This is a genomic window from Micromonospora sp. ALFpr18c, assembly GCF_008868155.1.
Classification (GTDB): Bacteria; Actinomycetota; Actinomycetes; order Mycobacteriales; family Micromonosporaceae; genus Micromonospora.
Map to the genome: position 1 here is coordinate 16,823 of NZ_WBKR01000034.1, position 19,257 is coordinate 36,079.

Annotated in this window: 16 protein-coding genes, 1 tRNA gene and 3 pseudogenes; 10 read left to right on the top strand and 10 right to left on the bottom strand. The window is 69.5% G+C overall.

Going from position 1 to position 19,257, the window contains the following annotated elements; genetic code table 11:
* Positions 1 to 121: 121 nt before the first annotated feature.
* Positions 122 to 370 (bottom strand): annotated as a pseudogene (locus tag F8271_RS09425) (DJ-1/PfpI family protein); the annotation flags it as partial.
* 132 nt (positions 371 to 502) lie between these two features.
* On the opposite strand from F8271_RS09425, the gene rfaE2 reads away from it, so the two are divergent.
* Positions 503 to 2,326 (top strand): D-glycero-beta-D-manno-heptose 1-phosphate adenylyltransferase, encoded by a 1,824-nt coding sequence (gene rfaE2, locus F8271_RS09430; RefSeq protein WP_225854313.1) that lies wholly within the window; start codon positions 503 to 505, stop codon positions 2,324 to 2,326.
* On the top strand, positions 2,323 to 3,201 hold the full coding sequence (locus F8271_RS09435; RefSeq protein WP_151489315.1) for a glycosyltransferase family 2 protein: 879 nt from the start codon (positions 2,323 to 2,325) through the stop codon (positions 3,199 to 3,201). Before rfaE2 ends, F8271_RS09435 begins: the two co-directional genes overlap by 4 nt.
* 1 nt (position 3,202) lies before the next feature.
* On the opposite strand, the gene F8271_RS09440 is transcribed toward F8271_RS09435, so the two are convergent.
* From F8271_RS09440 to F8271_RS09450, 3 genes are read right to left on the bottom strand one after another with little or no spacing between them, the layout of a single operon-like run.
* Positions 3,203 to 4,309 carry a glycosyltransferase family 9 protein gene (locus tag F8271_RS09440; RefSeq protein ID WP_151489316.1) on the bottom strand — a complete coding sequence of 369 codons (1,107 nt, stop codon included), beginning with the start codon at positions 4,307 to 4,309 and terminating at the stop codon, positions 3,203 to 3,205.
* An 8-nt stretch (positions 4,310 to 4,317) separates the two neighbouring features.
* Positions 4,318 to 4,866 carry an Hsp20/alpha crystallin family protein gene (locus F8271_RS09445; protein WP_151489317.1) on the bottom strand — a complete coding sequence of 183 codons (549 nt, stop codon included), beginning with the start codon at positions 4,864 to 4,866 and terminating at the stop codon, positions 4,318 to 4,320.
* Positions 4,866 to 5,369 carry a DUF2231 domain-containing protein gene (locus tag F8271_RS09450; protein WP_151489318.1) on the bottom strand — a complete coding sequence of 168 codons (504 nt, stop codon included), beginning with the start codon at positions 5,367 to 5,369 and terminating at the stop codon, positions 4,866 to 4,868. Before F8271_RS09450 ends, F8271_RS09445 begins: the two co-directional genes overlap by 1 nt.
* A 180-nt stretch (positions 5,370 to 5,549) precedes the next feature.
* Between F8271_RS09450 and F8271_RS09455 the strand changes: the two genes are divergently transcribed.
* From F8271_RS09455 to F8271_RS34120, 3 genes and pseudogenes are all read left to right on the top strand, one after another.
* A complete protein-coding gene (locus F8271_RS09455; protein ID WP_151489319.1) occupies positions 5,550 to 6,167 on the top strand; it encodes a pyridoxamine 5'-phosphate oxidase family protein in 618 nt (205 codons plus the stop codon).
* A gap of 45 nt (positions 6,168 to 6,212) precedes the next feature.
* Positions 6,213 to 6,857 carry a class I SAM-dependent methyltransferase gene (locus F8271_RS09460; RefSeq protein WP_151489320.1) on the top strand — a complete coding sequence of 215 codons (645 nt, stop codon included), beginning with the start codon at positions 6,213 to 6,215 and terminating at the stop codon, positions 6,855 to 6,857.
* An 84-nt stretch (positions 6,858 to 6,941) separates the two neighbouring features.
* Positions 6,942 to 7,169: pseudogene (locus F8271_RS34120) on the top strand (patatin-like phospholipase family protein); the annotation flags it as partial.
* Positions 7,170 to 7,330: 161 nt separating this feature from the next.
* Here F8271_RS34120 and F8271_RS09465 read toward each other — a convergent pair.
* From F8271_RS09465 to F8271_RS09475, 3 genes are all read right to left on the bottom strand, one after another.
* Positions 7,331 to 8,122 (bottom strand): ABC transporter ATP-binding protein, encoded by a 792-nt coding sequence (locus tag F8271_RS09465; protein WP_151489327.1) that lies wholly within the window; start codon positions 8,120 to 8,122, stop codon positions 7,331 to 7,333.
* A gap of 26 nt (positions 8,123 to 8,148) precedes the next feature.
* On the bottom strand, positions 8,149 to 8,937 hold the full coding sequence (locus tag F8271_RS09470) for an ABC transporter permease (protein WP_151489321.1): 789 nt from the start codon (positions 8,935 to 8,937) through the stop codon (positions 8,149 to 8,151).
* A gap of 139 nt (positions 8,938 to 9,076) precedes the next feature.
* Positions 9,077 to 10,093 (bottom strand): ABC transporter substrate-binding protein, encoded by a 1,017-nt coding sequence (locus F8271_RS09475; protein ID WP_225854315.1) that lies wholly within the window; start codon positions 10,091 to 10,093, stop codon positions 9,077 to 9,079.
* 385 nt (positions 10,094 to 10,478) lie between these two features.
* Between F8271_RS09475 and F8271_RS09480 the strand changes: the two genes are divergently transcribed.
* The 4 genes from F8271_RS09480 to F8271_RS09495 are packed head-to-tail and all read left to right on the top strand — an operon-like array spanning position 10,479 to position 13,534.
* The gene (locus F8271_RS09480) at positions 10,479 to 11,192 is read left to right on the top strand and encodes a GntR family transcriptional regulator (RefSeq protein WP_225854317.1); all 714 of its coding nucleotides are present in this window, start codon (positions 10,479 to 10,481) and stop codon (positions 11,190 to 11,192) included.
* 37 nt (positions 11,193 to 11,229) lie between these two features.
* Positions 11,230 to 12,165 (top strand): DUF6282 family protein, encoded by a 936-nt coding sequence (locus F8271_RS09485; protein ID WP_151489322.1) that lies wholly within the window; start codon positions 11,230 to 11,232, stop codon positions 12,163 to 12,165.
* A complete protein-coding gene (locus tag F8271_RS09490) occupies positions 12,162 to 12,878 on the top strand; it encodes a PIG-L deacetylase family protein (protein WP_151489323.1) in 717 nt (238 codons plus the stop codon). Before F8271_RS09485 ends, F8271_RS09490 begins: the two co-directional genes overlap by 4 nt.
* Complete coding sequence (locus F8271_RS09495) at positions 12,875 to 13,534, top strand: RraA family protein (protein ID WP_225854319.1); 660 nt, start codon at positions 12,875 to 12,877, stop codon at positions 13,532 to 13,534. Before F8271_RS09490 ends, F8271_RS09495 begins: the two co-directional genes overlap by 4 nt.
* Positions 13,535 to 13,641: 107 nt before the next feature.
* On the opposite strand, the pseudogene F8271_RS34125 reads toward F8271_RS09495, so the two are convergent.
* The 3 genes and pseudogenes from F8271_RS34125 to F8271_RS09510 form a co-directional block, all read right to left on the bottom strand.
* A pseudogene (locus F8271_RS34125) lies at positions 13,642 to 13,731 on the bottom strand (ATP-binding domain-containing protein); the annotation flags it as partial.
* Positions 13,732 to 13,754: 23 nt separating this feature from the next.
* A complete protein-coding gene (locus F8271_RS09505) occupies positions 13,755 to 17,027 on the bottom strand; it encodes a DEAD/DEAH box helicase (RefSeq protein WP_151489324.1) in 3,273 nt (1,090 codons plus the stop codon).
* Positions 17,028 to 17,371: 344 nt separating this feature from the next.
* Positions 17,372 to 17,445: transfer RNA gene (locus F8271_RS09510), tRNA-Thr, on the bottom strand.
* A gap of 114 nt (positions 17,446 to 17,559) precedes the next feature.
* On the opposite strand from F8271_RS09510, the gene F8271_RS09515 reads away from it, so the two are divergent.
* The coding region (locus F8271_RS09515; RefSeq protein WP_151489331.1) for a metallophosphoesterase at positions 17,560 to 19,257 on the top strand (1,698 nt) is incomplete at its 3' end.

The following is a 19,257-nucleotide window of genomic DNA, read 5'->3' on the forward strand; positions in this document are numbered from 1 at the left end:
TGATCAAGAGGTTTGCGTCATCCCGCACGGCGTGTCATGACGCAAACCTCTTGATCACCGGGGTGGGGTTAGGAGGTTGCGAAGGATTTCGTGATCTGGGCGCAGAAGGCGGGGAGGTCGTCGCCATCCCGCCCGGCAGCACCAGCGCGTCGTAGCCGCCCGCGTCCGCCTTGTCCGCGGTGACGTCCACGTCGTACGTCCTGGACTTGTCCAGGTGGTTGAAGGACTGGATGGAGCCGGGCTTGAGCGAGACCAGCTCGACCGTCGCGCCGGCGTCCTCGACCGCCTCGCGCGGCTGGACGTACTCGACCTCCTCGACGCCGTCGGCGGCCAGGAAGGCGATCCGCTTGCCCTGCAGTGTCGGTGCCATGTCGGTACGTCTCCTTTCCGGGGGTACCAGAGTTCCCTTCCCGACCTCGAACGCCCGAAACAGCCCAGCGGGGGCTTCCGGGCCGAGCAGCGGGCAGGTTTGTCCCGAGGGCCGCTGGGGACCCGGGGAGGCATGGCAGGAGCAGCAGCGGAACAGCGCCGGCTCGCGACCGTCGTGGAGAGCTGGCTCGGACGCCCAGTCCTGATCGTCGGCGACGCCATGTTGGACGAGTGGCGGTTCGCCGACTCCGACCGGCTGTGCCGGGAGGCGCCCGCCCCGGTCCTCACCCTGCGCCGGCGGATCTCCGCCGCCGGTGGGGCCGCGAACACCGCAGTCAACGTCGCCGCCCTCGGCGGTCGGGCGGTGCTGGTGGCACCGGTCGGTGCGGACGTGGCCGGCGATGAACTACACGACTGTCTGGACCGGGCCGGCGTCTGGGACCGTACGGTCAACCAGCCGGGCCGGCCCACCCCGGTGAAGCGGCGGATGCTGGCGGGTAACCAGATCCTGCTCCGGGAGGACTCCGGCGACGCGGACGACGCGCTCGACCCGGACGGGGTGACCCGGCTGCTCACCGCCCTGGCCTGCGCCACCGAGGAGCTGCGGGCCGCCGCCGGTGGGCAGGCGCCGACCCTGGTGGTCTGCGACTACGGCCTCGGCGCGCTGCCCGCGCCGGTGCGCGCCTGGCTGGTCGAGCAGCGGGAGCGGTACGCCACGGTCGCACTGGACGCCCACGACCTGGCCGACTGGCGGGGCCTCGCGCCCACCGTGGTCACCCCCAGCTTCGCCGAGGCGACCCGGCTGCTGGCCCGCGCCGGCGGTGCGACCCGGCCGACGGCCGACACCGGCCTGCACCTGGAACACCCCGACATCGACCCGGCCGACGGTCCGTCCGAACTGAGTGTCGGCGCCGCCCCGGGCGGGGCCCGCGCCGACGATCGCCCCGGGCCGGTCGGCGAACCCACGCCCGGCGAGGGCCGAGTGGCCCTCACCGGCGACGGGCTCAGCGTCACCGGCACCGGCGTCACCGTGAACACCGAGGCCGGTGCGGGTGTCGACCGGGCCGTCCTGGCCGAGTCACGCCTGGCCGAGCTGCGCGCGCACACCGGGGCGGACGTGGTCGCGGTGACCCTGGACACCGAGGGTGCGGTGGTCGGCGGCGCCGACGGGGAGCCGCGGCGCAGCCACAGCACACCGGTCCCGGCGAGCCACGCCGTGGGTGCCGGCGACGCCTACCTGGCGGCGATGACGCTGGCCCTGGCCGCCGACGCCCCGCTGCCCACCGCCGCCCAGCTCGCCCAACTGGCGGCCACCAGCACGGTGTCCGACACCGGCACCTGCGTGTGCCGGCGCGAGGATCTGCTGACCGCGCTCGACCTGCCGGCGGAGACGATCGGGCACCCGTCGCTGGTCGGCACCGACGAGTTGGAGGCGCTCGTCGCCGAGCACCGCGACGCGGGGCGTTCGGTGGTGTTCACCAACGGCTGTTTCGACGTGCTGCACCGGGGTCACGTCCGCTACCTGGAACAGGCCCGCGCCCTGGGCGACCTGCTCATCGTCGCGGTCAACTCGGACGGCAGCGTACGTCGCCTCAAGGGCCCGGACCGGCCGGTCAACCCGGTCGAGGACCGCGGTGCCCTGCTCGCCGCGCTGTCCTGTGTGGACCACGTGGTGGTCTTCGAGGAGGACTCACCCGCCGCGCTGATCGAGGCCGTCCGCCCCGACGTGTACGTCAAGGGCGGCGACTATCCACCTGAGCTGGTGCCGGAGGCGCCGCTGGTGCGCCGGCTGGGCGGCCAGGTGCGCACCCTGGGGTACGTGCCGGACCGGTCCACGTCGGCGATCATCGACCGGATCCGGTCCCACACCCAGGACCGGGAGACCGAGCCGACCCGGGAGAACGACCCGGCCCGGGAGAACGACCCGTCGCTGAGCACCCGCACCCGGGCGTCGTGAACCGCCCCCTCGACCTCGACACGCCAGCGGGCTTCCGTACCGAACGGCTGGTCGACGTGCTGATCCCGACCCGTAACCGGCCGGCCGAACTGGCGGTCACCCTCGCCGGGCTCGCCGCCCAGGAGGGGGTGCCCGGTTTCGGGGTGGTGGTCAGCGACCAGTCCGACGCCGAGCCGGCGTACGCGCACCCGGCCGCGGCGACCATGGCCCGGGCGTTGCGCCACCGGGGTCACCCGGTGCTGCTGACCCGCCGGCTGCCCCGGCGCGGGTTGGCCGAACACCGGGCGTACCTGCTCGCCGCCTCGGCCGCCCGGTACGTGCTCAGCCTCGACGACGACGTCTGGCTGGAGCCGGGGGCGCTGCACCGGCTGGTCACCGCGATCGAGGAGCTGGGCTGCGGGTTCGTCGGCAACGGCGTGCACGGCCTCTCGTACGTCGACGACGTACGGCCGGAGACACACGGGCACTACGAGGAGTGGGACGGCCGGCCCACCCCGGAGCGGATCCGGCCGGGGACACCGGAGTGGAACCGGGCCCGGATCCACTCGGCGGCCAACCTGCTGCACGTCACCGCACAGGCGGCGCTGCCGCCCGATGCCTGGCGCGCGTACAAGGTCTCCTGGATCGGTGGGTGTGTGCTCTACGACCGGGCGAAGCTCGTCGACTCCGGCGGTTTCGACTTCTGGCGGCGGGTGCAGGAGAACCACCAGGGCGAGGACGTCGCCGCCCAGCTCGCCGTGCTGGCCCGGCACGGCGGGGCGGGCATCCTGCCCAGCGGCGCGTACCACCTGGAGTCCCCCACCACGGTCACCGCCCGGGACGTGGAGGCGTGGGAGGTCGTCCTCGCCGACGAGGACACCCCGCAGCCGGCCTGACCTACGGGTTGAGCAGTTCGCGGGCGGCTTCCAGGACTTCGACCACCGGCACGTCGGTGACGAACGAGTCGCGGTGCGGGCACTCGCCGTCGCCGGGCCGGTGCGGATAGATGCCCGGCGTGCAGTCCACCCCGCAGACCGGGCAGTGCACCATCCACGAGCTGATCGGCCGGTGCCGGCCCCGCAACGGATTCGCCGTGGTGATCAGGTTGCCGACCCAGAAGATGCCCACCGTGGGCGTACCCACGGCGGCGGCCAGGTGCACCGGGCCGGTGTCGTTGGAGACGACCAGCGCGCAGTCGGCGTAGCAGCCGACCAGCCCGCCGAGGCTGAGCGTGGCCACCTGCGGCCGGACCGGCACCCCCGCCGCAGCGACGACCCGGTCCACCACCTCCTGCTCGGAGGGCGTACCGGTCACCAGCACCTCGTACCCGTCGCCGTGCAGCGCACGGGCCACCTCGGCGAAACGCTCGGCCGGCCAACGGCGGCGGGTGTCGGTGGCACCCGGATGCAGCGCCACCCGGGGCCGGTCGGCCGGCCCGAGCACCCGGGCCGCCTCGGCCCGGTCGGCGTCGGTGACCGCCAACGCCGGCACGATGGTGGTCGCCGGTGCACCCACCAGGCCCACCACCTCCAGGTAGCGGATCACCTCGTGCTGGTAGTAGACGTAGCGCAGACACCGGTCCAAAGGGGGCGCGTCGTCGGCGCGCAGGCCGACGGTCACCCGTGCGCCGAGCCGGCTCACCAGCGGATTCGAGTTGGCGCCACCGCCGTGGATCTGCACCGCCACGTCGAAACCCTCGCCGGTGGCAGCCGCCAGGAAGTCGTCCATCGACGACTCGGGCTCACCCGATTCGGGCGTACGGATGCCGGGCGCGGGTGGCACCACCAGCACCCGGTCCACCGGGCCGGGCCGGTCGCGCCAGAGCTTCACGTGCCACGGCGCACCGAGCAACACGATCTCCGCCGAGGGGTACGCGGCACGCAGCGCGTCGAGCGCCGGCAGCGCGAAGATGAAATCGCCGAGCGCGTTCGCGCGCAGCACGGCAATCCGCCGCACGTCGGGGACGTACCCGGCCGTCGGGCCGAGCAGGGGCGGGGTGACCACGCGGCCCGCTACGGCCGGTCGATCTCGCCGACGGTGTCCGGGCGGTGCATCTCCCGGTCCGCCGCGGGATCGGCCGGCATCGGCGTACCCCCGAAAGAGCCGCCGGAACGCGGCCCGGTGCGGCCGACGGTGATGGTGCGGGGCGTGGGCCGCGTCGCCCGGGGCACCCGGACGCGGAGCAGGCCGTGGTCCATCACCGCGTCGATGCCCTCCGGGTCGACTCGGGACGGCAGGTCGATCCGATATTCGAAGCCGCGGGTCTCGAAGCCGCCCGGGATGCCCTGGTCGGCGTTGACCTCGGCCTCGGAGCGGGCCCGCACGCACAGCTCCCGGTCGTCCAGCTCGACCGCCACCTCCTCCGGTGCCACACCGGGCAGCCGGACGACGACCTCCCAGCCGTCGGAGGTCTCGCTCAGATCGACGTCGGACGCCCCGGCCCGGCCACCGACCAGGCGACTCAGCTCGGCGCGCAACGCCTGCAACTCGCCCATCGGATCCCAGCCCTGCTGGCGGCCCCGCCATCCCCGGCCGAAACCGCCGCTCTGCTGCTCGCTCATCACACCTCTCCGATCCGCCGGGTGGCCGTGGTCGGCCGCAGTGAGCTGGGGGCGTCCAGGCCGGCATCCCGGTCGACGCCCACACCGAGCCGGTCGACCAGCTCGCCGCCGAGCCAGGCGCTGATGCCGAGGATCGCCACCGCGACCAGCTCGATGGCGATCAGCGCGCCGCCGGCGGCCCGGGAGTCCGCGTTGAGCCGGACCGCCCAGACGGCGGCGAAGAGCAGGATCACCGCGACGTTGGCGGCCGCGTGCAGCAGACCGACCCGCTTGGCGCGGGTGCCGGTCGGTATCGCCAGCAGGTCGAACGAGCCGGCCACCGCGGCGAGCAGGCCGCCGATCAGACCGACGGTGATGTTCCAGTACGCGACCTCGGCGAGGAAGTCGGGACCGCCGACCGTGTCGACCAGGTCGAACAGCACCGCGGTGACCAGCAGCGCGACCGGGAACATGACCAGCATCGGATGGACTGGGTGACCCAGCACCTTGAGTCGGCTCTCCATCTCCCGGCCTCCACTGGTCGGCTTACTGGCTGACTGGCTCCTGCGGACGGTTCGTGCGGCGGGCGTGTCGGGTGAGGCCGTACCCCCGGCAACCAGGCACAAACCTCGCCCTGGTCACGGCGGCCTAGGCTGAGAACCGGTGGTGCCCGCCACCGGGTCAACGGCTGAGGGAGAATCAACGTGACGGTGGAGATCACCTCGCATGAGGAGCTGCGCGAACTGCTCGGGGTGCCGGGCGCGCGGGCCGCCAACAAGGATCGCCCCCGCCTGCACGAGCGGGACCGGCAGTGGCTGGCCGCCGCGCCGTTCTGCCTGGTGGCCACGGCCGGCGCCGACGGCAGTTGCGACGTCTCCCCCAAGGGCGACCCGGCCGGCTTCGCGCTGGTGCTGGACGACACGACCATCGCGCTGCCGGAGCGGCCCGGCAACAAGCGGGCCGACGGCTACCGCAACATCCTCGACAACCCGCACGTCGGGCTGCTCTTCCTGATCCCGGGCCGGACCGACACGCTGCGGATCAACGGGCGAGCCCGGCTCGTACGCGACGCGCCCTGGTTCGACGACATGGTGGTCAAGGGGCACCGGCCGGTGCTCGCCGTCGTGGTGGAGATCGAACAGATCTTCTACCACTGCGCGAAGGCGTTCCTCCGTTCCGCGCTGTGGCAGCCGGAGACCTGGCAGCCCGACGCGCTGCCGACCCGCGCCCGCCTGATCAAGGAGGTCGAGGCGCCGGTGGAGAGCCTGGAGGACCTGGAGCGACACTACGGCCCGGAGTACGCGAAGAACATCTACGCCTGAGGGGCCGCGGGACACCATCCACTTGGGGTGATCTAGCTTTACGGCGTGGACGTTGACGACTGGCTGGCCGACACCCGCACCTCGTACGACAAGGTCGCGGTCAGTTACGCCCAGTTGGTGACCGACCTGCTGGCGCAGGCACCGTACGAACGGGCGGCGCTGGCGTTGTTCGCCGATCTCGTCCGCGCCGGGGGCGGCGGTCCGGTCGTGGACGTGGGCTGCGGGCCGGGCCGCATCACCGCCCACCTGCACGAGCTGGGCCTCAATGCCTTCGGGATCGATCTCTCCCCCGGCATGGTCGCGGTGGCGCGGCGCGACCACCCCGGCCTGAGGTTCGAGGTGGGCTCGATGACCGACCTCGACCTGGCCGACGGCTCGGTCGCCGGCCTGATCGCCTGGTACTCGCTCATCCACGTCCCCGACGATCGGCTCCGCGCGGTCCTCGCCCAGTTCCGGCGGGTGGTGCGTCCCGGCGGCCCGCTGCTGCTCGGTTTCCACGTGGGCGACGAGACGACCCTCAAGACCGAGGGGTACGGCGGCCACCCGATGAAGGTGCGCGTGCATCGGCGCCAGCCGGCCCAGGTGGCGGCCTGGCTGCGCGAGAGCGGCTTCCGGGTCGAGTCGGAGACAACTCTCACTTCGCCGGAGAGCAAGCTCGGCGCGATCATCTTCGGGCGCCGCGAGCCCTGAGCACCCGTTGTCAACCCTCCGCCGCCCCTGCTGGCCTGAAACTGCGAACACCGTTAGCAGTTGACTGCCTCAGGTGGAGGACCGATGACGGACGACGCACGAGCCGTCTGGGTGCTCGGCGGCGGCGGAGTGACCGGCATCGCCTGGGAGGTGGGCATTCTCGCCGGGCTCGCCGACGAGGGGGTGACCGTGGCGCCGGAGGCGGTCATCATCGGCACCAGCGCCGGTGCCGTCGTGGGCGCCCAGATCGCCAGCCGGACTCCGCTGGCGGACCTCTACGAACGCCAGCGCCAAGGCGTGCCACCCGAGACCTCGGCCGCACTGGGCTTCTTCGACCTGCTCCGCCTCGCACGGGCCCAACTGTTCGCCCGCAGCCCGGAGCAGGCCGCCCGCCGCCTCGGCCGCCTCGCTCTCGCCACCCCTCGACCATCGCCAACGTCCCAACCGACCACCCCAACCGCCGGTGACCGAGTTCAAACGACAAGCTCGGTGGGCCCGACTCTTTCCGGCGAGTCGCTGCCAAGTAGCAGTTGGTGCAGTTCCGCGGAGCAGGCGGCGACCTGGTCCATGTGGGCGTTGTGCCCGAAGGAGCGGGGCCGTGGGATGTCGATGTCTACGAGCTGTCGTAGCCGGCCGGGCCGGGCGCTCAGCACCGCCACCCGGTCAGCTAGCAGGACAGCCTCCTGGATGGAGTGGGTCACGAAGACGACGGTCGTGCCGAGATCCATGTGGATTCGCTGCAACTCGGTCGCCATCTCCTCCCTGGTCAGCGCGTCGAGTGCGGAGAACGGCTCGTCCATCAACAGGACCTTCGGCCGCTGGATGAGCGCTCGGCAGAGCGAGACCCGCTGCTGCATGCCACCGGAGAGCTCGTGGGGGAGGCGCTTGGCGAATCCGTCAAGCCCGGTCATTTCCAACAGGTGCATGGCGTGATCGCGATGCTCTGACCTGTGCCACCGGAATATCTCGACTGGCAGCAGCACGTTGCTGAGGACCGTCCGCCAGGGCAGCAGTGCTGGGCGTTGGAACATCATGGCAACGTCACGGCGAGGTCGGGTTACCGGCTCGCCGTCGACCCGGACGTCGCCCGCCGACTGCGGGATTAGTCCGGCGATGAGCCGCAGTAGGGTGGATTTGCCACATCCGGACCGGCCGACCACGGCCATGAACTCGCCGTCGCGGATGTCTAGGTTGATGTTTTCTAGTGCCTTGACAGTACCGGTCCGGCTCTTGAACGACCGTGACACTTCACTGAGGTTGATCATCATGCTCCCAGAGGTCTGTGCGCCGGTCATGACGCGATCGCTCGGGCCCACGGCACGAGGATTCGCTCGAGTGCCCCCACGAGGTAGAACAGGCCGGCCCCCATGATGGCGAGCAGGGTCAGCGCGGCGAAGGCGAGCGGGGTGTCGGCGGACTGCCCGGAGCTGACGACGACCGAACCGAGACCCCGGTCAGGCTGGATGACCTCACCGATGATCGCCCCGACGATGGCCAGTGAGGTCGCCACCTTCAGACCTACGAAGACCTGCGGCAGCGCCCAGGGAAGGCGGACCTTCACGAAGGTTTGCCACCATGACGCGGCGAGCGAGCTGGCTAGCTCGCTCAGGTCGCTCGGAGTCGCGGTGAGCCCGGCCATGGCGGAGACCAGGATCGGGAAGAAGCAGAGCAGGACGACCATCACGATCTTGGGTTGGGTTCCGAACCCGATCCAGACCAGCAGGAGAGGCGCGAGCGCGACCTTCGGTACTGCGTTGATTCCGGCTATGAGCGGTAGGGTCATCCGTTCTATCGTTCGGGAGGCGGCTAGCACGATCGCGATGGCCAGTCCGCCAGCCGCGGCGATGCCGAAGCCGGTGACCGTCTCCAGGAAGGTCACCCAGGCTTCGCTGAGTAGATAGGCGGGCAGCCGGAAGAAGGCGTCGACGACATCGGGTGGGGCAGGCAGGAAGAATGGCTCGATGTTGAAGACTCTGGTGGCCAGCCACCAGAGGGCGACCGCCAGCACCGCGCCCAGGACAGGCAGCCCGGCACTCGACCAGAGTTGTGATGACCTGGGGCTGGTCCGCTTGACAGGCATGGTGGCTTCCTCCGTGGAGGGTCGTGTGGCAGGGGTTCGGCGGCGAGGCGCTGAATGGTGTGCCCGGTGGTCGTGAGGGGATGGCGCCCACCTGCGGCAACCATCCCCTCACGTTAGGTCCGCGAGGTGACGCTTTTGGTCAGCCCTTGGGGATGAAGCTGTTGTCGACGATCTTCGCCGGGGTCAGGCCGTTCGGGATCACACCGGCGCCCTGCAGGATGGCGATGGACCGAGTTACCCGCACCTCGTCCATGGATCCGATCGGAGCTCCGCCGGCCGGTGACACGTACGCGGCCATCGCCTCGATCTCACCCACGCCCGCCGCTACCGGGTAGGTCGGCTTGACCTTGTTCAGGATCGTCGCTGCTTCCTGCGGGTTCTTGACGCTGTACTGCAGCCCCTTGAGGATCGCCGCGGTGAAGCGGCGCACCAGGTCCGGGTTCTGCTGGATCAGGGTCGGGGTGGTGATGATGGCGTTGCCGAAGAGGTCCCCGAGGTAGTCGCTGTACGGCAACACCACGACCTCCTTCTTCGCGGTCGTCGCCAGTGCGCCACGGCTGAGCAGGAAGGTGCCGAGCGCGTCTACCTTGCGACTGGCCATCAGCCCGTTCAGCGCGGTGGTCTGCGCGCCCTGGATCTTGACCGAGTTGGGGTCGAGCCCGGCCATCCTGGCGTAGGCGGGAAAGAGCAGTTCCGTGACCGAGCCGGCACCGGTGGCCATCGTCTTGCCTGCGAGGTCCCTCGGCGCACTGATGCCGGTGTCCTTCGTGGTCATCACGGCGACCAGTGTCTGCTGGTGAACAGCCGCGATTGCCCGCCAGTCGGTGAACTCGCCCTTGCCCGCCTGGATCACCGCGCCGGTGAAGTCGAGTGCGCCGAACTGAACCTGACCAGACTTGAGGGCGGTGAGGTTCGGCACATTACCCGAACCCTCCTTTATCTCCACCTCAATGCCGACCTCATCAAAATAGCCCTTCTCCTTCGCTACCCAGGCGAAGGCGTCCCGACCGACAGCACCGAAGGCCGTGACGTACGCGACTTTATCGACCTTCTTCGAATCCTTGGGGTCGGCGTCTGAACCACTGCAGCCGCCCACGGCCACGAGGGCCGCAGCAAGGACCGCAGCTGCCAGCACTCGGGAGCGCGCAATCATCATTTCTCCATCTTCCAGGGGGTTGAGAGGCGGGCGCGGGGAGCGCCCGAGCAAGGCGGGTAGAGGCAACCACTGATCATCGATCGTGGACTGTAGAGGATTCACGCCGCACCTGTCACCGCCGAGATACGACCGATCTGAGCTCCAACAGCCGGCCACATTGCTCTTCCGGCAGCTCAATGGCCTGTTGACATCCGGATCGCGAGCAACGATCCTGTCTACAAGATTGTGCAAGATTTGGCGCACAGTTTGCAGGGCGGTCTCCGGCAGCGGGGATGCGGCAGGGCCACCACGATGCCAGGCGGTCCACTGCGGGCGGCGGCACCACACCTGGTGCCGCCTAATCGGTTCGGGCTCGGCAAGCCGTGCCCGGCGACACGGGAGATCGGTGACCGCAGCCATGGGTACTTCGCCACGACGTCCGGCAGGCATCTCCGCCGAGGAGGCCTACGAGCACCTGCGCCAGGCGATCCACAATGGCGAGCTCGGGCCCAACGAACGGCTGGTCGAGGCCACGTTGGCCGACAGGCTTCAGGTCACCCGCGGGGTGGTGCGCACCGCGCTGATCCGACTGACCCAGGATGGTCTGGTCGTTCGCACCCCCAACCGCGGGGCACACGTACGGATGTTCACCGAGGCCGAGGCAGTCGAGATCCTCCAGGTGCGTGCCGCCCTGGAGGCGCTGACCGCACGGCAGGCGGCATTGAACGCGACTGACCAGGAAATCGCCGCGATCCGGCGGCAGCTCGACCAGATGACTCTGAAGCTCAAGCAGGATGACCTGCTCGGCTATTCGGAGGGCAATGCCAAGCTGCACGCGGCGATCATCGCGGCCGCCCGGCACGGGACCGCGGCGCAACTCATCGCCGGCCTGCGTGCGCAACTCGTCCGGTTCCAGTTCCGCACGATTCTGGTCGCCGGCCGACCACCCAAGTCGCTCGCCGAGCACACCGCGATCGTCGAGGCCATCGCCGATCGCGATCCCGACGCCGCAGAAATCGCCATGCGCCAGCATCTTACGAGCGTCGTATCCGCCTTGGACAAGACCGCGACGGCGATCCGGCGTCGGTTCTCTCCCGTCGACTCCACCCACGCGGCTTGAGTCGAGCGTCACCCCACCAGCCCTCCCAAGGAGCAGCATGTCAGACCACCCCGTCCCGTCCCCGCGTGCCCGCGCCCTGGTCACCGGGGCGTACGACACCCACGTACACGTCGCTCCCGACGTGATGGAACGGCGGATCGACGACCTCGACCTGGCACGACGGTTCGCCGAGGTCGGCCTCGCCGGCTTCGTACTGAAGTCCCATTACGTGCCGACCGCTGAGCGCGCGGCAGTAGTGCGCAAGGTGGTCCCCGACGTGGACGTGCTCGGCGCGGTCACGCTGAACGGATCGGTCGGCGGCATGAACCCGGCCGCAGTCGAGATCGCGGGCCGCCAGGGCGCGCGGATCGTCTGGATGCCCACCGTCGACTCGGGCAACCAACGCCGCAGCAACGCCACCGATCCACCCGGTGCCAAACCAGCTATGTGGGGAGCGCTCCAGGCCGACCTGCACGCCCAGGGCATTGTGCCGGCCGTCGTCGAGGTCATCGACGAGGAAGGCCTGGTACTCGACCATGTGCGGCAAGTGCTGCGGGTCATGGCCCGTCACGACCTGGTGCTCGCCACCGGGCACCTGAACGGCGACGAGATCCTCGCCGTGGTCCGGGCCGCGAAGGAGGAAGGCGTACGCCGCATCGTCGTCACCCACCCCGAGTTCACCTCCCAGCGCCTGCCAGTACATCGACAGAGGGAACTGGCCGAGGCCGGCGCCCTGCTGGAACGGTGCTTCACCACGCCGCACACCGGAAAGGTCGCCTGGGACGACCTGTTCGCCAACATCCGGCAGGTTGGCGCCGAACACTCGATCCTCTCCAGCGACCTGGGACAACCATTCAACCCGCCAGTCGAAGACGGTCTCGCGCTCTTCGCCGACCGCCTGCTGGACGCCGGCTTCAGCGAGCAGGAGATCCACACGATGGCAGTGGTCAACTCCCGGCAGGTCGCGGCGGCGAAGACGGAGGTACCGGCATGAGTAGGCGCAGGCTGCTGGTGGTCGGGGCGCACAGCGCGGACTTCGTCTGGCGGGCAGCCGGCGCGGTCGCCACCCACACCGCCGCCGGCGGGGAGGCCCTCGTGCTGGCCCTTTCGTACGGCGAACGGGGCGAGTCCGGCGAGCTTTGGAAGGACCCGAACCAAACGATCGAGAACGTCAAACGGATTCGGCACGCAGAGGCGGAGCGGGCCGCAGCCGCCGTGGGGGCCAAACTCGAGGCGTTCGATCTGGGCGACTACCCACTACGTATCCGGGATGAGGACATCGATCGGCTGGCCGAGCTGATGCGCGACTACGCCCCCCACGTGATCCTTACTCACCCAGACCGGGACCCGTTCAATCCGGACCACCCGGCCGCGCACGCCGCGGTGGCGACCGCCCGGCAGCTCACCTCCGGCGCCGGTGTCGCCAGCGGCTTCAAAACCGCACCACCCTCGGAGTTCCTGGTCTTCGAACCACACCAGCCCGAGCTGTGTGGTTTCACACCCACCGTCTTCGTCGACATCACGGAGGTGATGCCAGCCAAGCAGGACGCGATGGCCGCGATGGGCGCCCAGGGCTACCTCCGTGAGTACTACACCCAGCGGGCCGAGCAGCGCGGCAACCACGCTCGTCGGGTCAGCGGCAACACCGCGATCCGGCAGGCCGAAGCATTCCAGCGGCTGATCCCGAATGTGGTCGGTGCGCTGTGAGCGCCACTCCCCATCGCACCGAGATCGACCCTGACGCCCTTGCCGCATTGATCGCCGGTGGCGTTGCCACCGTGTACGAGGCGTCAGGGCGGCGCGGTCTGATCGACGTGGAGCTGACGCAGATCGTGCCGGGCGCCCGTGTCGCCGGCCCGGCCCGGACCGTCCAATGCGGACAGGGCGACAATCGAGCCGTACACGAAGCCATGACGGTGCTCAGGCCAGGCGAGGTGCTGGTCCTCAGCATGCCCGATCCCGTACCGACCGCGCTGATCGGCGAGTTGCTGGCAACGCAGGCCAAGGTGGCTGGTGCCGTTGGTGTGCTGGTCGACGCGGCGGTCCGGGACGTGGATGAGTTGCGCGCACTTGGCCTGCCAATCTGGGCCCGCTGGCACCGCGTACGGGGCGCGACCAAACAGGAGCGGGGCTCGCTCGACGTCGTGGTGATGGTGGGTGGCGCCGCCATCGCACCCGGCGACATCGTGTTGCTCGACGCCGACGGCGCAGTGGTCGTCGACAGGAACAGCCTCGCCGAGGTGGCTGCGGCGACCAAGGCCCGAATAGAGAAGGAGACCGGACTGCGGGCGCGCCTGGAGGCCGGCGAATTGAGCTACGACCTGCACGGGATGAGGGCGACAGACGAGTCCGCAGCTCTCTGATCTTGTCGGTTGAGATCCGTCGCTGGCATCGTTCTCCAGTCCACGACGTCGAGGGCTTCGGTAAAGATCGGTCGGCAGGCCCCTGCCGCGCCCGGAGATCGGTGAGGTATGCCGGTGTAGAGCAGATTGCGCTGCAGCATCATCCAGGCGCTGGTCGTGATCGGGATGACCACCGCTGGATATTCGGAGCCCTGCGAGACGAGACAGCCATGGGCACGAGTCAGTCGAGCAGGCTGCGGATGTCAGCGGCGGTCAGTTCGGCGGAGGCGAACTGACCGCCGTCGAGGACGCTGCTGAACAACTCGGCCTTCCTGGCTTGTAGCGCCATGACCTTCTCCTCAATGGTGTCTTTGGCAACCAGGCGGTACACCATGACCTTGCGGGTTTGACCGATGCGGTGAACACGGTCGACCGCTTGGGCTTCGGTCGCCGGGTTCCACCACGGGTCTAGCAGGATGCAGTAGTCCGCCTCGGTCAGGTTCAGCCCGAAGCCGCCCGACTTGAGGCTTACCAGAAAAGCCGGTGCCGTTCCGTTCTTGAAGTCGGCGATGGCCTCCGCCCGCCGCCGTGTCTTGCCGTCGAGATAGCAGCAGGCGACGCCGGCCTCCTCAAGGCGTTGCCGGGCGGTGGTCAAGAAACGGGTGAACTGGCTGAAGATGAGAACCCGGTGCCCCTCGGCGGCGAGATTGGTGACCTGGTCGCAGAGCGCGTCGAGTTTCGTCGACGCGATGGCCTGGTGTTTCGGGTCGATCAGGGTCAGGTCGAGGCTGGCCTGGCGCAGCAGGGTCAGCGAGCGGAAGATTTCGAAGCGGTTCTTCTGCATGTCGCCGAGCAGGCCGAGGACTTTCTGCCGTTCCCGCTGCAGATAGGTCTGGTACATCCGGCGATGCTTGGGGTTCAGATCCAGTTCGATGATCTGTTCCTGCTTGGCCGGCAACTCCGTGACCACCTCAGCCTTGCGGCGGCGCAGCATGAGCGGGCGGATCCGGCGACGTAGTTGCGCGAGCCGCTCCTCGTCGTGGTCCTTCTCGATCGGCCGGCGGTAGTAGTCGGTGAAACGGTCGAGCCGGGGCAGCAGGCCGGGTGCGGTGATGGAGAGCAGTGCCCAGAGCTCAGCCAGGTTGTTCTCCATCGGCGTACCGGTGATCGCGAGCTTGAAGGCGGCGGGCAACTGCTTTGCGCACCGGTACGTCTGCGACTGAGGGTTCTTGACGAACTGCGCCTCGTCCAGAATCAGACCGGTCCACGGCAACGCGGCGTAATCGTCGTACTCAAGCCGGAACAGGGTGTACGACGTGACCACGATGTGCGATCCGGTGACCGCTTGTTCCAGCGTTCGGGCCCGACGCGCACCGGTCTGGACGATGGGGGTGACGCTGAGATGCGGGGCGAAGCGCGCCGCCTCGTGAGCCCAGTTGCTGACGACACTGGCGGGGGCGGCCACCAGGAACGGTGCCCCGGCAGGAGCTTGTTCGATGGCGCGGCAGATCAGAGCCAACGCCTGCAACGTCTTACCCAGCCCCATGTCGTCGGCCAACACCCCGCCGAGATCATGCCGGTACAGGGTGGCGAGCCATCGGAAGCCTTCCAGCTGGTACGGCCGGAGGGTAGCGTCCAGCCCCACCGGTGGCGGGTCGGCGGGACCAGCCTTCGCGTCGCTGAGCGCGCGCACGGACTCCTGCCAGACCGCCGCCTGACCGGTGACCAGGCCCAACTCGGACAGCTCCTGCCACAGCCCCGCCTGAAAGCGTCCGACCCGCACCACACCGGGCGGGGCGTCCTCCAACTCACGGGACTCCGTTATCAGGTCGCGCAGCTGCCGGAATTCTGGCTGCTCAAGCCGGAAATAGCGACCGCTGGGCAGGATCATGAACTCCTGTTCGGCGGCGAGCGCGAGGAACAGCCTTTCGAAGCCGACCTCCTCAGCATCGACGGTGACCCGGACGGACAGGTCGAACCAGTCCTGCGTGCCGGCGCTGGTTTCGGTCGCGCTCGCAAACGAAACGACCGGGGCTTCCTGCGTCTCGACATACTCCGGGACGTCGTCATCCGTCTTGACGACCACTTCGACGCCGTCCAGCGCGCCGAGTCGGGGAAGCACGTCGCGTACGAGCCGCAGCATCGCGTCGTCGGCAACGACAGCATGCTCCAGCAGCCGCCGTCCGGCTGGGTACGGCTCGGTCAGCCCGTACGCCGGGTCCGCCACCAGAGCGGTGATGCCTCGCAGCGTCGCGGCCCGGTCAGGATCGTGGTGCACACCGGCGTGCAGTGGCTCTACCTGGTTTCCCGAACCGACGACGGTGACCCAATCCCAGGACAACGACATACGATGTTCCGGTAGCGGCCGCACCGACAGCGTCAGCGTCGCCTTCCCGAGCTCAGGCAGACCCACCGTCTCGTCGACCGGCACTACATCGACCTGACGGACGAGCCCCGGATAGTACTGCCGCAGGAAACGGGGCTCTTCGACGGCCGGGACGACGATCGCTGGAGCAGCCAGTGCCTCCGTGACCCGCGCGCTCAACGGTCTCGCCAGGGGCGCGAGCCGCAAAGTACCCGGATCAGTCGAGGAACCTGGCCCCGTCGTACCCCACCAGGCGACGCCGTGCGCCGGCTGCCCGACCACGATCAGCTTCTCGGGATCGATCGTCTCCGTGCCGTCGGTCAGCGCCGAACGTAGCCGCAGGCCCGCAGCGACTCGATCGGCCCGCACCGAGAATCGCACCGGCCGTGCCCACATCTGAACCGGTGACGCGGCCCGGCCGCTCTGCAGCAGGGGCAGACCCGCCTCCCGCGCCTCGGCCAGAACGTCCCATACTCGCCGGCTACGGAACTCATCCAGATAGACGACGCGCTGACCCGAGCCGTAGTAGCGGTAAGCGTACGGGGCACCCCCCTCGTCGTCCGTCAGCGCGAGCAACTCCGTCAAGAGATCCACGTGATGCTGCGTGTGTGGTGAATCAGGAACGTACCCGAAGCCGAGGGTGCCCCACGAGACACCGCTCCGGATCCAGCCCCTCTTGCCCGGCACGACCGGCCGGAGCCCGATCCGCCACTTCCCGCGGCCGTCACCGTCCTCGAGCTCGAACTGCAACGCCAGTTCCGCAGAACCGGGCACATCGGCCGGACTGTCGACGCTGACCAGGTCAGTCAACGCCAACTCCCATGACGACGACGGCGGCTGCGGCTTGGACGCCTCGGAGGTGCAGGCGATCAACGCCAAGGCAGCCGGATGCGCACACACCGGAGCTGCCGAGCACGTGCACGTGCCACTGACGCTCTTGAGAGCACCGTCGGTGCCGACGACGACCGACACCGTCACCCAACCAGATCTCTCGCCTTGCACGGCGGCCCGTCCACGGCCGGAACGCGGGTCCCAGCTCACCTCGACCAGAGCGCCGCTCGCGACCAGTGAACGAGCTTGCACAAACGATCTGACCCCGACGGCCTCACACACCGCCGCCTCATCAGCCGTCAGCACCAGCCGCCCCACAAGGAACCTCCGGCAGGTCGGTCATCGGGGACCCCACACTACCGAGCGACCAGGCGCCACCGACGCAGGCATCACCCCACCCGAGAAACCGGGACCACAGTCTGCGCCCGGTTGGGGAACTTCTGGTCCGACTGAACGACGTGACCAACGGCCCTACCCGAACTGTGTCCGCACCTCACGCCTTCTCCGCGGTGCATCGCCACCGCTGGCCGGCCACGCCCGCACGACGGCCCGATCTGACTCCGTCCAGCCGGCACCAGGGGCCATTTTCGGGGGGTGACTCAAATCCTCATGGATGAAAATAATGCCCTGACCTGCATTTCTGCTGGTCAGGGCATTACACGAGCCGCCTGACGGAATCGAACCGTCGACCTACGCATTACGAGTGCGTCGCTCTAGCCGACTGAGCTAAGGCGGCAACGATCAGCAAGTGTACGGCACCACCCGCGCACCGACCGAACGGGATACCCCCACCCCGGCCGGCACGACCATCCGGACATCGGCCGCCATCTGGACGCTTACCGGACAGCGGATGATCGGGTCCGGGACTACGCTGCGCCGGGTGAGCGACGAAAGCGACCACCCCGACAGTGAGCGGGCCGCTCGACGGCCACGCAGCACCGACCCGCTGGAGTTGGGCTTCACGCCGCGCAAGCCGGTGCCGTGGCTGGCACCGTTCCTGCTGATCAGCACCGGCATCCGTACGCTGCTGGCGATGCTCTTCGGGGCGTACCTGGACAAGCGGGAGTTGCAGAACGCGTTCGGCGACGACATCTTCCGCCAGGTCGGGCCGGACGGCGGGGTCTGGCTCGACTACGTCGCCGATCTGGGCGACGGCTTCAACGCCACCTACTCGGTGGCGTACCTGCTGGCGCAGCCGGAACTGACCGTGGACGGGCACCGGCTGCCCCGGGCACAGACGCTGGTCATGGGCGGCGACCAGGTGTACCCGTCGGCGGCCTACGCCTCCTACGAGGACCGGTGCAAGGGCCCGTACCAGGCCGCGCTGCCGGCGATGCCGCCGGAACGTCCCACGCTGTTCGCAGTGCCCGGCAACCACGACTGGTACGACGGTCTGACCGCCTTCCTGCGGCTGTTCGTCCGCTCCCGGGACCGCAACTTCGCCGGGTGGCGTACCGGGCAGTCACGGTCGTACTTCGCGGTGGAGTTGCCGGCGGGCTGGTGGCTGCTCGGTGTGGACGACCAGTCCGGCTCATACCTGGACGACCCGCAGCTGGCCTACTTCGACGAGGTCGCCCGCCGGCTCGGCCCCGAGTCCAAGGTGATCATCGCGGCACCGGCGCCGACGTGGGTCAAGGCGGCGGACAACCCGACGGCGTACGACTCGATCGACTACTTCGTCCGTACGATCATCGACCCGACGGGGGCGCAGGTCCGGCTGCTGCTCTCGGGCGACCTGCACCACTACGCCCGCTACGCCGGCACGGACCGGCAGTTGATCACCTGCGGTGGCGGCGGGGCGTACCTCTACCCCACCCACAAGCTGCCCGAGCGCATCGAGGTGCCGCCACGGGACACCCCGACCCGGCGGGCCAGCCGCACCGAGCCGTACGACCTGGTGGCCCGCTACCCGGACGCGGCCCGTTCCCGCCGCTACGGCTGGGGCATCTTCGGCCGGCTGCCGTTCCGCAACCCCGGCTTCGCGACACTGCTCGGCACCCTGCACACCCTGCTGATGCTGGCCATGGCCGGTGCGACGGCGAACTGGGCCGACAGCACCGACCAGCGACTGTTCAGCGTTCCGCTGGTGATGATGGTGCTCGTGACGGTGGTGGCGGCGGCCCTGTTCGCCAAGCCGCCCAGCGCGAGCGGCAAACGGCACGCGCGGCACTGGATCCTCGGCGTGGGGCACGGCGTGGCTCATGTGGCGTTGGCCGCCGGCGGCACCTGGGTCTGGCTGGCGCTGCCGTTCTACCACTGGCCGTGGCCGCTGCCCGCAGCCGCCGCGGCGGTGCTCTACGGCCCGGTGATCGGGCTGGTGGCGAGCCAGTTGGTGGCGGCGTACCTGCTGGTGGCGGGCGCGTTCGGGGTGAACGTCAACGAACTCTTCGCCGGTCAGGGCATCGAGGACTCCAAGTCGTTCCTGCGGCTGCGCATCGACCCCGACGGAACGCTGACCATCTACCCGATCGCGGTGGACCAGGTCTCCAGAGACTGGCAGATCAACACCGACCAGTCTCCCACCGCAAGCTGGCTGACCCCCAAAACC

Coding starts and splice junctions, on each gene's coding strand:
- F8271_RS09470 (WP_151489321.1), bottom strand. CDS start 8,937: ATGCCTGTCAAGCGGACCAGCCCCAGGTCATCACAACTCTGGTCGAGT.
- F8271_RS09485 (WP_151489322.1), top strand. CDS start 11,230: ATGTCAGACCACCCCGTCCCGTCCCCGCGTGCCCGCGCCCTGGTCACC.
- F8271_RS09465 (WP_151489327.1), bottom strand. CDS start 8,122: ATGATCAACCTCAGTGAAGTGTCACGGTCGTTCAAGAGCCGGACCGGT.
- F8271_RS09450 (WP_151489318.1), bottom strand. CDS start 5,369: ATGGAGAGCCGACTCAAGGTGCTGGGTCACCCAGTCCATCCGATGCTG.
- rfaE2 (WP_225854313.1), top strand. CDS start 503: ATGGCAGGAGCAGCAGCGGAACAGCGCCGGCTCGCGACCGTCGTGGAG.
- F8271_RS09475 (WP_225854315.1), bottom strand. CDS start 10,093: ATGATGATTGCGCGCTCCCGAGTGCTGGCAGCTGCGGTCCTTGCTGCG.
- F8271_RS09490 (WP_151489323.1), top strand. CDS start 12,162: ATGAGTAGGCGCAGGCTGCTGGTGGTCGGGGCGCACAGCGCGGACTTC.
- F8271_RS09445 (WP_151489317.1), bottom strand. CDS start 4,866: ATGAGCGAGCAGCAGAGCGGCGGTTTCGGCCGGGGATGGCGGGGCCGC.